Annotated in this window: 13 protein-coding genes; 9 read left to right on the top strand and 4 right to left on the bottom strand. The window is 41.6% G+C overall.

Annotation, left to right across the window (positions count from 1 at the left end; translation table 11 throughout):
- Positions 1–44 precede the first annotated feature (44 nt).
- Positions 45–1,064 (top strand): tetratricopeptide repeat protein, encoded by a 1,020-nt coding sequence (locus tag ACZ5NL_RS07295; protein ID WP_464841645.1) that lies wholly within the window; start codon positions 45–47, stop codon positions 1,062–1,064.
- A gap of 69 nt (positions 1,065–1,133) precedes the next feature.
- Here ACZ5NL_RS07295 and ACZ5NL_RS07290 read toward each other — a convergent pair whose 3' ends face one another.
- From ACZ5NL_RS07290 to ACZ5NL_RS07280, 3 genes are all read right to left on the bottom strand, one after another.
- A complete protein-coding gene (locus ACZ5NL_RS07290) occupies positions 1,134–1,421 on the bottom strand; it encodes an elongation factor 1-beta (RefSeq protein ID WP_464841643.1) in 288 nt (95 codons plus the stop codon).
- A gap of 10 nt (positions 1,422–1,431) precedes the next feature.
- Positions 1,432–1,605 carry a zinc finger domain-containing protein gene (locus ACZ5NL_RS07285; RefSeq protein WP_042699814.1) on the bottom strand — a complete coding sequence of 58 codons (174 nt, stop codon included), beginning with the start codon at positions 1,603–1,605 and terminating at the stop codon, positions 1,432–1,434.
- A gap of 164 nt (positions 1,606–1,769) precedes the next feature.
- On the bottom strand, positions 1,770–1,961 hold the full coding sequence (locus ACZ5NL_RS07280; RefSeq protein ID WP_464841641.1) for a hypothetical protein: 192 nt from the start codon (positions 1,959–1,961) through the stop codon (positions 1,770–1,772).
- A 616-nt stretch (positions 1,962–2,577) separates the two neighbouring features.
- On the opposite strand from ACZ5NL_RS07280, the gene ACZ5NL_RS07275 reads away from it, so the two are divergent.
- The 8 genes from ACZ5NL_RS07275 to ACZ5NL_RS07240 all read left to right on the top strand — a co-directional run bounded on the left by ACZ5NL_RS07275 (position 2,578) and on the right by ACZ5NL_RS07240 (position 12,246).
- The gene (locus ACZ5NL_RS07275; RefSeq protein WP_464841640.1) at positions 2,578–5,343 is read left to right on the top strand and encodes an ABC transporter substrate-binding protein; all 2,766 of its coding nucleotides are present in this window, start codon (positions 2,578–2,580) and stop codon (positions 5,341–5,343) included.
- 238 nt (positions 5,344–5,581) lie between these two features.
- A complete protein-coding gene (locus ACZ5NL_RS07270) occupies positions 5,582–6,643 on the top strand; it encodes an ABC transporter permease (RefSeq protein ID WP_464843385.1) in 1,062 nt (353 codons plus the stop codon).
- A gap of 11 nt (positions 6,644–6,654) precedes the next feature.
- On the top strand, positions 6,655–8,097 hold the full coding sequence (locus ACZ5NL_RS07265) for an ABC transporter permease (protein ID WP_464841638.1): 1,443 nt from the start codon (positions 6,655–6,657) through the stop codon (positions 8,095–8,097).
- Between the two features lie 10 nt (positions 8,098–8,107).
- Positions 8,108–9,067, top strand: coding sequence for an ABC transporter ATP-binding protein (locus ACZ5NL_RS07260; protein ID WP_464841636.1), 960 nt, complete (start codon positions 8,108–8,110; stop codon positions 9,065–9,067).
- 10 nt (positions 9,068–9,077) lie between these two features.
- On the top strand, positions 9,078–10,085 hold the full coding sequence (locus ACZ5NL_RS07255) for an ABC transporter ATP-binding protein (RefSeq protein WP_464841635.1): 1,008 nt from the start codon (positions 9,078–9,080) through the stop codon (positions 10,083–10,085).
- A 46-nt stretch (positions 10,086–10,131) separates the two neighbouring features.
- Positions 10,132–10,614, top strand: a complete 483-nt coding sequence (locus tag ACZ5NL_RS07250) for a hypothetical protein (RefSeq protein ID WP_464841634.1) — start codon at positions 10,132–10,134, stop codon at positions 10,612–10,614.
- Positions 10,615–10,617: 3 nt separating this feature from the next.
- Positions 10,618–11,382, top strand: coding sequence for an NAD+ synthase (locus ACZ5NL_RS07245; RefSeq protein ID WP_464841633.1), 765 nt, complete (start codon positions 10,618–10,620; stop codon positions 11,380–11,382).
- Between the two features lie 12 nt (positions 11,383–11,394).
- On the top strand, positions 11,395–12,246 hold the full coding sequence (locus tag ACZ5NL_RS07240; protein ID WP_464841632.1) for an EamA family transporter: 852 nt from the start codon (positions 11,395–11,397) through the stop codon (positions 12,244–12,246).
- Here the strand turns inward: ACZ5NL_RS07240 and glnA are convergent.
- Entirely contained in the window at positions 12,237–13,559 is a 1,323-nt protein-coding gene (gene glnA / locus ACZ5NL_RS07235) for a type I glutamate--ammonia ligase (RefSeq protein ID WP_464843384.1), read from the bottom strand. The two genes, ACZ5NL_RS07240 and glnA, sit on opposite strands and share 10 nt — an antisense overlap.
- Positions 13,560–13,742: the final 183 nt, after the last annotated feature.

Raw genomic sequence — 13,742 nt, 5'->3', positions numbered from 1 at the left:
AACCTTTTTAAGCTACTCCTCAAACAACACACGGTGAAAGGGATATGGAAGAGTTTAAAAAAGCATTAGAAAGTAAGGACTGCCAAAAAGTCCTCGAGTACCTTGATGATTACCTAGAAATTATTGAAAGTGAAAAGGAGCTTAGAGATCTCCTCCAAGAACTTGAGGAACTTGTCCTAGAATGTGAGGAAGAGGCTTATGAACTCGCTCATGAAATTGCTCATATCTATGCCCACTTAGATGAACTTGAGAAGGGACTAGAGGTTTACAAGAGGCTCGTGGAGAAGTATAAAGACCAAGGAGAAAAATACCTAGATGCTCTCTACCATCTTGCAGATGCCTATGAACATTTTGGAATGCCAGATAAAGCTATAGAGACATATGAAAAGCTTCTAGAACTTGAAAGGAAACTTGGAAATAAAAAAGAAGAAGCACTAACACTGGCACACATTGCAATAAACTATGATGAGCTTGAAGAAACAGAAAAGGCAATAGAGTTAATGGAAAAAGCAAGTGCAATGTTTAAAGAGCTTGGCGATGAGAGGAACTATCTAGTAAGTTTGCTTGATTTAGCCCACTTTTACTACGAGCTTGGGGACTATAAACGTGCTGAAGAGCTTATCTCAGAAATCTTAAAAACTCCCAGAGATGCAGAGATTGAAATTAATGCACGGATAGTTGAAGCCGAGATAAAAGCCGCACAAGAGGACTTCAAAGGGGCATTCCAATCCCTCAAACTAGCTCTCCTAAAAGCCTTAGAAGTTGACGATGAAGAGCTTTTCAGCATTGCATTTGATGCACTGTATAACTTTATAACAGAACTCTTCGAGGAAAAAATGTACAAAGAGGTTTATGAGAACATGGACAGTTTAGCAGACGCTTTTGAGGAGATAAACAAGGAATACGAAAAATTCTTCAAGGCTGTAAAAGAGCTTGCAAAACTTAAAGATGGCCTAGAGAATGAGTACGATAGAGTGTATGAAAGCATAGCTATAGAGGAGTTCAAAGAGTTGCTTAGTGAACTCAAGAAAATCGGAACAAGGGTCTTGAATATTAGCCTCTAGCCTCTTGCCATCATTGTCTTTTGTTTTAAAAATCAATTTTTTGGAAATACAAAAATTAAAAAAATATCTTCAAAATCTGGAAACAGTCTCAACTTCAGCACTTTCAACGTTTTCCACTTGAGCAAATGCTTCCGCAACTTCATCAAAGGAGTACCCTTCAGCGTCTTTTCCAAGCACGTAGACTTTAAGTGCGACTAACCCAAACGCAATCGGTTCTCTGTCAATCTTAGATATCCCATATTTGCTCCCAAACTTCTCCTCAAGTGTCTTTCTGATTGCAGTTTCAAGCTCGTCGAGATTCACTTCTGGATCAGTTGGCATAACCCTAATGATCCCTACCAAATTAAAATCGCTCATCTTCTTCACCTCAAGGTCCTTCCCATCCGCATTTGGGGCACTTGTAGGTTACCCCAAGGACACGGCAACTTTCACATCTCCATATAACTTCTTCCCCACAGTTTGGACATATGAAGTGGGTAGCATGCTCTCTTGGTGTTATCTCTTTTCCACATGACGTGCATACAGGGATCGTCTCAGCCATTTCAAACCACCTCCTTAGAAATGAGGTTTTTGTTACCGTGACTCTTAACGCAATAAAGGGAGTCCATTTATAAAACTTTCGAGAGGGTCAGACCATGCGAGTCTCTTCATCTCTTCTCTGTCGAAATCTCCCTCATCATCCCTAACAAAAATAAAAGAAGGGGCTTATAAATCTTCCTCAAAAGCCAAAAACTGTGCAAATTTTTGCTTATAGGCCAAAATTTCCTCTATTTGATCTTTATTTATCTTGTCTGACACACTGATCTGCTTGTAAAGAACCTCAAGCTCTTTTAGCACCCTCTCAAGTTCCATCTTTCTGTCTTTATAGCTTCCATTAGAGCTCTTTATCTTGCCCAAAAGCTTACCCCTCAAAAACGGCAAAACCTCAAACGGCCGGCCCATATAGGCCCAATATATACCTTCTCTTAAGATTTCACCTAGAATCTCAATTTCAGAATAGTTTATTTTCTTTTTCCTACCGATTGGTTTCCCACTCCCCCCTCATAGGTATCACCATCCTTAAGCAGAGCTTTTATTGCTGATTAAATTTTTGGCCATTTGTTTGTTAAAATGTCAGATAAATCCGAAAATCCTTGATTTTTGTCAATTTAATGCCCAATTCTCTTGTGCTATCTGTCACTAATTCAAACAAAGTAACGGAAGAAGGAAAGTTTACGATGGTTAAACTTTGATAAAACGCTTTTTTCAGATTTCTATAGTTTTCTTCCACGTGTTTAGATAAAATACCAGCATAATTTCTTATGGTCTTTATATATGAGCCATGTTTGCATCACAACCACGCTAAAGTATTGAATAGATGGCCCGTTGAGGATATAGAGTGACTATCTCCGTTTATCTAGAGCCTAAGTTTTACAGAAACGTAACTCTTAAATAGGTCTTTTGATGTATATTCTTATGCCATTATACACTAAGGCATGCAATATTGAAGAAAAAATGAAGGAGGCCGAAATAAATGAAGAGGTCTGGAATTTTGGCATTGTTGTTTGTTTTTGTTATGGTACTAAGCCCCCTAGCAGCAGCAGAAAAGGGCCCAGCAGCTGATGTTCTATACATTGGAATTAGAACTAACGAAGAGACCGGTATAACTGATGTGGCAAAAGGAGACCTCGACATCTTCCTATGGAGCGTAGGAGGAGCAGCATTCCAAGACTTGCCTTCAGATGTTCTCAACAACTTAGAGTTAATTAAAACCGCAAGCGGTTACAACGACATTGAAGTCAACCCCGTCCACGATGACGACAACCCATACCTAATCACAGTAGGTGAAAAGAAGTACTTCAACCCATTCGCCTGCAGGGACATAAGATACGCATTGAACTTCCTCATAAGCAGACAGTACATAGTCCAAAACATCCTCCAAGGATCAGGCCAACCAATGCTCGGTGGAATAAGACCAAGCACCGGTGCAAACGCATACTTCGAGCCAGTATACAAAGCCATGGGAATCACAGCAGTCGCAGACATTGCCAAATCACAGCAATTGGTCGAAAACTGCATGAAGAAAGCCGCAGATGAATTGGCAAAACAAGGTTATGAGCTTAAGAAAGGTGACGACGGCTTCTGGTACTTCAACGGTGAGCCCGTTACACTCAAGTTCATCATAAGAATTGAAGACCACAGAAAAGACCTCGGTCTTTACGTTGCCGACTTGATTGAGAGATTCTGGGGCTTCAAGGTAGAGAGGCTCCTCTGGGACAGAAGAAAAGCTTCAAGCACCGTATATGCCGGTGATCCAAAGAACTATCAATGGAACATGTATACTGCTGGATGGGTCTCAACAGTTAACATCAAGTGGCCTGACGACTACACAGCCTGGTGGTACACCAGCTGGTACGGATGGTTACCGGCAGCAGTAGGATGGCACATGCCGGAGGAAGATCTCATAACCTTCAAGGAGCTCGTTGACGAGCTTGGAGGAGCCGAAGCTGTTATCGAGAACTTCCAGCTCAAGTACTACAACACTCCAGACAAGCTTGCCGAACTTTACGACATGACAGAGGAGGAAATCACTAAGATTCTCGTTCTTGGTAGTGTTGAGTTTAATGGCAAGACTTACGAGATGGAAGAAGGTAACGTCGACCAGTACTGGGACTTGCAGAAGATCTCAATGGCCTTAGGTGTTAGAGACTCACAAAAAGTCTTCCTCGTCGAAACCTGGGAATACTTCCCAGTCAACAAAGAGAGGGTCAAGGCTATTGCAAGAGACGTTTCTTCAGGATTGTGGACAAGATGGAGCCTAATCACAGCAGAAACCCCAGACAAAGTAGTAAAAGTTGCTGAATTCTCAGCAACCGGAGCACTCTTCATGAGCGCATTCAACCCAGTTGGCGGTATTGATGATGTTTACAGCTCAGCAATATGGAGAGTAATCTACGACTACGCCATGTACACAGACCTATCAACCGGAACATACATCCCAGTCAGATGTGATTACAAGGTCGAGAGAGGTCCAGTTACAGTCCCAGACGACGCTGTAATTTATGACACTGTCCAAGACAAGTGGGTTGTTGCCCACGCTGGTGAGCAGGCCAAGGCCAAGATTACCTACGACTGTAAGTTCGGCAACTGGCACGATGGCCACCCAATGACAATGGCAGACGTTAAATACGCCGCTGCCTTCACCTGGGAGTGGTCAACCAAGGATGGTGACGACGATGTTTACTACGATGACAAGCTCTCCTCAGCTGCAGAGAGCCTCGCAAAGATTAAGGGTATTGAGTGGGTTGACGAGGACACTTACGTTGTTTACACTGACTTGACACACCCAGTTGCTGATGACGTTACAGCCAACATGAACGTCTTCTGGGCTTCACAGCCATGGCAACTCCTCTACGCAGAGAGCGAACTTGTTGCCAAGGGAGACGAGTACGGAGCATCACAGAAGTATTCCTTCAGTGAGGAGGCCGAAGGTGTCGCACAGCTCGACCTTCTCGTGAAAGACCACGTCGCCGACTTGAAGAAGGTTCTTGAGGCTTTGAAGGCCAAGAAGGCCGTTCCGTCAGCAATTGCTGATGATGTTAGCGATCCAACTGCTGGTTACGACGCAATAATCAACTGGATCAACAGCAAAGGACACGCTGTGATAAGCAACGGACCATTCTACCTTGAGAGCTATGATCCAGATAAGATCTTCCTTGAGCTGAGAGCCTTCAGAGATCCAACATACCCATTTGACCTTGACTACTGGAAGCAGAGATTAATCCTCGCAAAGCTTGAGCTCGCTGGCCTTGAAGTTCCAACTAGGATATTCACCGGCGATGAGTTGAAAGTTACAGTTAAGGCCAACATGGTTGAGCAATATCCGGAGACCGGTACAAAACCAGCTGACAAAGGATTTGTCTTTGTTGAAGTGAAAGACGAGAAGGGACAAACGGTATTCAGTGGTGAAGCCAAATTAGCAACAGCTGGAAGCTTTGAAGTCGTTATCCCAGGTTCAGAAACTGCCAAGTGGGAGGCCGGAAGATACGAAGTTTACGTCAAAGGTGGACTAGAAGAGGGCGTTGTTTCATTCACTGACAAGAAGACTTTAGTCGTCATCAAGAAAGAAGAAACAACATCACCAAGCTCAAGTCCAAGCCCAACAAGCTCACCAAGTCCAACTTCCTCACCAAGCCCAACGAGCTCTCCAAGTCCAACAGAGACAGGTGGAGGAATCTGCGGACCAGCAGCACTCATAGGACTAGCACTAGTCCCACTATTACTAAGGAAAAAGAAGTGATATCTTCTCTTCAAATTTTTTAATTTTATTTCTCCTTCTTCTTTTGATTGTCAGGAATATTCAATTAATATCAGTACCCTATTTCGATAAGGATTTAAACGCGTTTCTATGTCTCTGTTTGTGCTCATAAGCCTTTTACTGGACACTAAATAGAAAAATATATAAAGTTTTACAAACTTGAAAATGTTGATGAATGATAAAAAGCCTCAATGTACACATTTGAATGGAGGTGTGTAAGTTGGGATATGGGAAATACATTGCAATTAGGCTCCTTAATGCACTGTTAGTTCTTGCTTTAGTTACTTTACTGGTTTCAGTGCTCTTTACGAAAGTTGCAGAGGAAGACATAAGATCCACTATTCAAGAACAGATAAATCTCAAGCTGAGATCTAACCCCGAACTCCAAAAACAATTGGCGGCAGATCCAGAAAAAATGAAAGAATGGTATGAGAGAGAGTATAACAGACTTATACACGTGTATGAATTAGATAAGCCATTTTGGGTAAGGGTAGTACAGAGAACAAAAGACACATTAACACTCAACTTTGGCAATACAAAGTCTCCAATATTCGGAGAAACAGCAGTTAGTAAGATAATTGCAAAGGCAATACCAAGAACTGTCATTTTATTCACCACGGCACAAATCTTCGTTATTTTAATAGGCCTACTTCTGGGTGTGAAAGCAGCACAGATGGCAGGAAGCATATTGGACAGAGGAGTTTCAATAGTGGCAATGGTCACAAGCAGTATCCCAATGTGGTGGTTCGGAATGATGATGATCCTAATATTCTCATTCAAGATGGGCTGGTTCCCAAGTGGTGGAATGACCTCAATGCCACCCAAAGAAGGTTTTGCATACTACCTCGACGTCCTCTATCATATGATTCTCCCAGTAACCACAATAGTCTTTGTTCTATTTGGTGGATGGGCCTGGACGACCAGAAACATTATGATTGGTACAATGCAGGAAGACTTCATCATGGCTGCAAGAGCAAAGGGTGTTCCTGAAAGAAAAGTCATTTACGGACACGCTTTAAGAGCCTCAGCTCCGCCAATAGTGACAATGACAATATTCAGCCTTCTTGGTTCAATTGGTGGTGCCATCATTACCGAGAGTGTTTTCAACTGGCCAGGAATGGGAAGATTGTACTGGACTGCTTTGCAGCAAAACGAAACTAGATTATTAATGGGTGTAACGTTCGTTACAGTGGCATTATATCTGATAGCGATGATCATTGCAGACTTGGCTTATGGATACCTAGACCCAAGAGTCAAAGTTGGTGCATCCCAATCAACATGAGGTGAAGAGCAATGAGGTGGGTTGACGTAAAAGCGAGCTTAAAGGATTTCTGGTTTGAATTTAGAAGACAAAAAGGTGGATTATTTGGACTAGCGTTGCTTTTCCTGTTGATATTTACAGCCCTTGCAGCCCCATATATAACCGAACCAGACATCCCCAAGAAGTGGACACAGTATTGGGAAGGAAATCCCGTAACGGTGCCTCCAGTTTGGTACAACTACTTTACAACCAAAAAACTGGCTCCTCACGAAGTTTTAACGGCAAATGATCTCAAGATAACCGCTGATGGGCAGGACATCGGTGGAGGAATGAAGTACTATAGTTTTGAATTCACTTATGAGAACAATTACGATGTTCCACCCTCAGATATCATAATAAGGAATATTGGAGTTAAGCTAGCAGATATAAACTCCCCTGCTCAAATCGTTGTCACGGTGATAAGACCCGACGGAAACAAGATAGAACTCCTTAACACTGAGCTAAGAGAAGGTTCCATATACCAGTTAGCAAAAGATGGAAAAGTTAAAGCCGCAGTATTCCAATGGGCATCCCAATTTGAAAACCCTGAAAAGATCGCAGAAGGAGGAGAGACCCTAAAGAACACAATGGACACCATGAAAGTAATATTTGCCAAAGCCCAAGAGGGCATTTTAACAAACCCCGAAGCTCTTAAGGGAACATATACTTTCCAAGTAGAAATATTTACATTCACAGAAGGAGATCAAGTAGATTTAAGCACCACGCAGGTCATCCTCTCAGGAAGAACATATGGACTAATGGGAACAGATTACAAAGCTAGAGACCTTTGGGCAGGCCTTGTATGGGGAACGAGAGTATCGCTCACAGTAGGTGTTACAGTAGCAGTTCTTACGGTTCTTATAGGTATATTCTACGGAGTTACAAGTGCCTATCTTGGTGGATGGAAAGATGAGTTCATGCAGAGAGTTAACGAATTCTGGGCTTCAATACCAACATTACCAATACTTATCCTCCTTGGTGCTGCATTCAAGGGACACGTTAGCCTTTGGACAATAGTATTCCTTATGGTAGCCTTTTACTGGACTGGGATTGCGAAAGTTGCAAGAAGTATGGCCCTTCAGATTAAAGAGCAGACTTATGTTGAAGCCGCAATAGCTCTCGGAGCCGGTACTGGGAGAATTATCTTCAAACACATAATGCCCCAGATTATGCCTTATGCTTTCGCTGCAATGGCTCTTAACGTTCCTGGCGCAGTTTTAACCGAAGCGTCACTTAGCTTCCTTGGATTAGGTGATCCAACTGCAGTTACATGGGGGCAAATACTCTACGATGCACAAACACAGAGTGCTACAATTAACGGATACTGGTGGTGGGTTATTCCACCCGGACTAGCGATTACATTAGTAGCATTCACTTTCGTGTTGATTGGTATCTCACTCGATAGGGTGCTCAATCCAAGACTGAAGAGGCTGTGAGGTGGATAAAATGGCCAAAAATGTGCTTGAAGTTAAAGATCTTAAAATGTACTACTTCACTTCAAGAGGACCTGTGAGAGCAGTTGACAACATTACCTTTGAACTCAAAAAAGGTGAAGTTTTAGGCCTAGCAGGGGAAAGTGGATGTGGAAAATCATCACTAGGTTTTACACTAATGGGAATGCCTACTCCCCCCGGAAAGATCATCGGAGGAAGCATAAAGATCGATGGCAGAGAGATCGTTGGGTTGCCTGAAGAGGTTCTCAGAAGAGAAATCAGATGGCAGAAAATCTCAATGATATTTCAGGGTGCCATGAACGCCTTAAACCCAGTTTATACTGTCGGATACCAGATGATAGAACCACTAATATATCACAAAGGTATGACAAAAGAAGAAGCCCTAGATAGGGCTATGAGATACTTAGAGCTAGTTGGACTTGCTCCGGAGATAGTTTATAGGTATCCACACGAGCTCAGCGGTGGAATGAAGCAGAGAGTTGTTATTGCTACTGCATTGCTCCTCGAACCAGAGGTTGTCATTGCAGATGAGCCAACAACAGCTTTAGACGTAGTTGTCCAAGCCCAAATCATAAACCTCATGAAGAAGCTGAAAAAAGAACTAGGCCTGTCGATGATATTCATCACACACGATTTGAGCATTCTTGCGGAGATAAGTGACAGAGTAGCAATAATGTATGCAGGAAAGATAGTAGAAATTGGAGACAGCGAAAAGATATATTACGAGCCAGCTCATCCGTACACTCAAAAACTCCTAGCTGCAATCCCAAGATTGCATGAGGACGTTGAGAAGCTTGAGTTTATACCTGGACAGCCACCCAACTTAATACATCCACCAAGTGGATGTCGCTTCCATCCAAGATGCCCGTATGCAATGCAACAATGTAAGGAACAAATCCCAGAGCTGAAAGAGATTGAGAAAGATCACTATGCCGCATGCTGGTTGTTGTGAGGGATGAAAAATGGCGGAACCAATATTAAAGGTTGAGAACCTCAAGAAGTACTTCCCAATTAAGAGAGGCTTACTAGCAGGACTTAGAGGTGAGCCCCCAAGATTCGTTAGAGCGGTAGATGGCGTTAGCTTTGAAGTCTATAAACAAGAGGTTTTTGCACTAGTAGGGGAGAGCGGATGTGGAAAAACCACCACTGGAAAACTAGTAATGAAGCTATTAGAACCCACCGAGGGAAAGATTTATCTTGAAGGACAGGATGTAACAGAACTCAAAACTCAAGAAGAGATCAAAGCATATAGAAGAAAAGTCCAGATGGTCTTTCAGGATCCATTCTCATCAATGAACCCAAGATTCAGAATATATGATGTGCTAGAAGAACCGCTCTTGATTCACGGAATTGGTGAGACAAAAGCAGAAAGAGAAGAGCTTATTTACAAAGCGCTTGAAATGGTTAAAATCGTCCCACCTGAAGATTACGTAGGCAGACACCCCCACATGCTCTCGGGAGGACAGAGACAGAGAGTAGCTATTGCAAGAGCCTTGATACTTAACCCAACCTTCATAGTGGCAGATGAGCCAGTCTCGATGCTTGACGTTTCAATTAGAGCAGAAGTCCTTGAATTGATGAAAGAGCTCAAAGAAAAGATGGGCGTTACCTACCTTTATATCACCCACGATCTATCAACAGCCAGATACTTTGCCGACCATATTGCGGTCATGTACCTAGGAAGAATTGTTGAAATGGGGCCTGCAAAAGTGGTAATTGACAATCCAATACACCCATATACAAGAGCCCTACTTGCAGCAGTCCCAGAGCCAATTCCAGAGAGGAGAAATATAATCAAGGAGGTTCCGATTAAGGGTGAAGTTCCAAATGCTGCAAACATTCCACCAGGCTGTAGATTCCATCCAAGATGTCTCTACATGGAGAAAGGACTCTGTGATGTCAAACACCCGCAATTAATAGAGTACGAGCACAACCACTGGGTAGAATGCTGGCTAGCTGGAAAAATTTAATCTGTTCTTACCCCAATCTTTATATTTTTGTTTCTGAAAATGCCTTGTGGGTGATATGATGGTAACTTTTAAAGATGCACTTAGATATCCTCTAATAAAAGTAGGACTGCTTTTCTTATTCTTGGCCATCATACTCGCTTTTATCTCTATGTATGGAATTCCAAAGAGTGGCAATTGGCGTGGAAATTTACAACAGGGACAGCATTTAATAGGAGACTCTCAATTTGAAAAAGAGTATTTCATAAACAATAGAACTCTCACATTATATTCTCAAAATGCATCGGTGATCATTGTTCATGGAAATAAAGTTGACGTATACAGATTAAACAATAGTTCTGTAACGTTAAACCCACTTTCCCAGCCACAAATAAATGTAGAGAGCGGAAATGTTTCTTATGTGTACGATGTGGAAGGAGTCCAATATCCTTATTCCCCCCTAGCATGGGTAGCTTTCATCTCGATGCTGGTGGGAAGTGCTTTAAGTCTTATCGGATATGTAAGATTTATGGAAGAGCTAAAGGGAGGTTAGAAAATGAGAGAACTAAATTTTGAAGAGGTTATCGATAGGCTCGTCTCATTTATAAAAGAGAAGACAGAAGAGGCAAAAGCTAAGGGAGTGGTAATTGGGATAAGCGGAGGAGTAGATAGTGCAACCGTAGCCCACCTTGCAACAAAGGCACTCGGAAAAGAAAATGTACTTGGCCTTGTAATGCCCTATTACATGAATCAAGACGTTGAAGATGCTTTATTAGTATGCAAAAAACTTGGAGTTGAACATAAACTCATCAGCATAAAAGAAATCGTAGACGAGTTTGAAAGGAGCATTGGCTTTGAACTTGACAGAGTTTCAAAAGGTAATTTAATGGCGAGAACTAGAATGATACTTTTATATGCCCATGCAAACTCAAGAAACTACCTTGTTTTAGGAACTTCCAATAAAAGTGAGTTTTTAACAGGATACTTTACAAAGTGGGGAGACGGAGCTAGTGACTATGCCCCATTAATCAACCTATACAAAACAGAAGTTTGGGAAATTGCCAAAAGACTTGGAGTTCCGGAGAAGATAATAAATAAAAAACCGAGCGCCGGCTTATGGGAAGGGCAAAGCGATGAAGATGAACTGGGAATTAGCTACACACTTTTAGATGAAATTCTCTATAGGTTAGTAGATTTAAAAATGGAAAAGAACAAAATTGCTGAAGAACTAAATGTTCCAATAGAGAAAGTTGAGTATGTCGAGCATCTACTCAAAAAAAGCGAGCACAAAAGGAGGCTTCCCATAGGGCCAGAAATTTAACGGTGAGATGCATTGAAAAAAGGATATATATTAGTCTTTTTAGCCGCGAGTATGTGGGGAACTCTTGGAATTTTTGCTAAATTGCTCTATGGCTTCGGATTGGACCCCTTTACAATAACATTCTACAGGGCATCCATAGCGTTTACCCTTCTTTTTGTTTATAATCTTTCCAAAGGCTTTCAGGTTAAAAAGCATAGACTGCATTTTTATGCATTCTATGGATTTTTTGCAGTGTTTCTGTTTTACATATTGTATTTCTATACTGTCAAAATTTCGTCGGTATCTTTGGCAGTCCTTCTGCTATATTCTGCTCCAGTCTACTCCACAATACTGGGGTATTTCATCTTCGGTGAAAGAATCACCCCCATAAAGCTTGCAGCACTTGTAATGGCAATAATAGGAGTTCTTCTAGTTGTTAATCTCAATGAAAACAGCGTGAGTAGGCTGGCTATAGTATTAGGCCTTCTATCAGGGTTTACATATGCCCTCTATGGAATTTTGGCAAAACTTGCCGTAAAAAATGAAAAACCAGAAGAAGCCCTTCTTTACACAATAGGTTTTGGAGCACTTTTCCTAGCACCGTTTTCAAACTTTAAAATTCCCATTTCTTCTTTGCCATACCTTTTCGGACTGGCATTCTTCCCAACGTTCTTAGCATATATCCTATACAACACTGCACTTAAGGAAATAGAAGTTAGCAGAGCATCGATAATTGCTACGGTAGAACCAGTAGTTGCTTTAATCCTTGCTTATCTTATATTCCACGAAATCCTAACGATCAAACAAATGATCGGAGCCACACTAATAATTCTAGGTTCTCTCATGCTGCACATAGAAGAAAGGAATGAGAAAAATCAAATATAGAAGTAGCGCTCAAGTTCCCATTCTGTAACCTTTATTGTCTTTCTGTCAATCCCTTTCTTTTCTAAGTATCTCTGATAGTCTTCCCATTCCTTTGTTTTGTATTCCATAAAGTTGCGATAGGCCTTTCCAAGGGAATCCTTAACTACTTCGTCCCTCTTCAGTTCTTTGAGGGCTTCTTCCAAAGTAGTGGGTAAGACCTCTATTCCTAGAGACTCTCTTTCTTTTTCACCCAGCTCATATACGTTCTCTTCTACATAGGCAAACGGTTCGATTTTATGTTTTATTCCATCAATACCCGCCATTAAGATAGCCGCAAATGCGAGATACGGATTTGCACTTGGATCAGGACAGCGGTATTCTATCCTCGCTCCATTCCCCACATACGCGGGAACCCTTATCAGTGCACTCCTGTTTTTATATCCCCAAGAGATGTATACTGGAGCTTCATACCCCGGCACGAGACGTTTGTATGAGTTAACAGTAGGGTTAGTTACTGCCGTTAAAGCTTTTGCATGCTTTAAAATGCCACCAATGAAGTAAAGGGCTTCGTCACTTAATCCTTTTTCTCCCCTGAAGATGTTATTTCCATCTTTCCAAAGACTTATATGTAAATGCATTCCATTGCCGGGCTTACCAAAAAGGGGCTTTGGCATAAAGGTAGCATAGAGACCATAACTTTCTGAAACTGCCTTAACCAGATACTTGAACCTAACTATATTGTCAGCAGTTGTCAATGCATCTGCAAAACGAAAATCTATTTCATGTTGGCCCGGGCCAACCTCATGGTGCAGAACTTCGGGAATTAACTTGAACGCAGGCATATAATGGGCTATGACTCTCTTCATTTCCTTTGCCTTGTCCAAATTAACAAGATCAAAATAACCTCCTCCATCAGGAAGCTTGAGCTCCCATGAGCCGTTCTTTTCAAAGAGATAAAACTCTGGTTCAGGCCCTATATACGCTGTTATTCCCATCTTTCTCAGTTCTTCCATGACCGAGTTCAGTATTCTCCTAGGATCAGCATGGTAGGGCTTTCCATCTTTATATATATACCCAAATACCTTTGCAATCCCTTCCCAAGGAACTTCAACATAAGTAGTTGGATCTGCTTTGAAAAGAAGGTCACTGTCCTCTATTCCCTGAAATCCCGGAATTGAAGAACCATCAAATGAAATTCCATCAGTCACTGCTTCTTCATACCTTTCGATTGGAACTTCCATGCCCTTTGGAACTCCATTTATATCAACAAAAATTAGCTGCAAGAACTTAGGTTTGCTTGGATCATGCTCGATAAGAGATTTAATCTTGTTCATTTTTACTCCACCTCTACTAACGATCCTTTCAATATTAAACATGCAGTTCTATACAATGTTTACAATATAAGCTTTTCTACTGAACTTTTGGCAAAATGCCAAATGAGCAGAGCCATGCCACATTTGTGTCCAAAAATTACCATGTTGAATGAAGAATTTGACTTATTATTGTTAAAAATATTC

This window comes from Thermococcus aegaeus (genome assembly GCF_055393685.1).
Note: the sequence above shows the minus strand (reverse complement) of the source record. Positions and strands in the feature narration are given on the sequence as shown.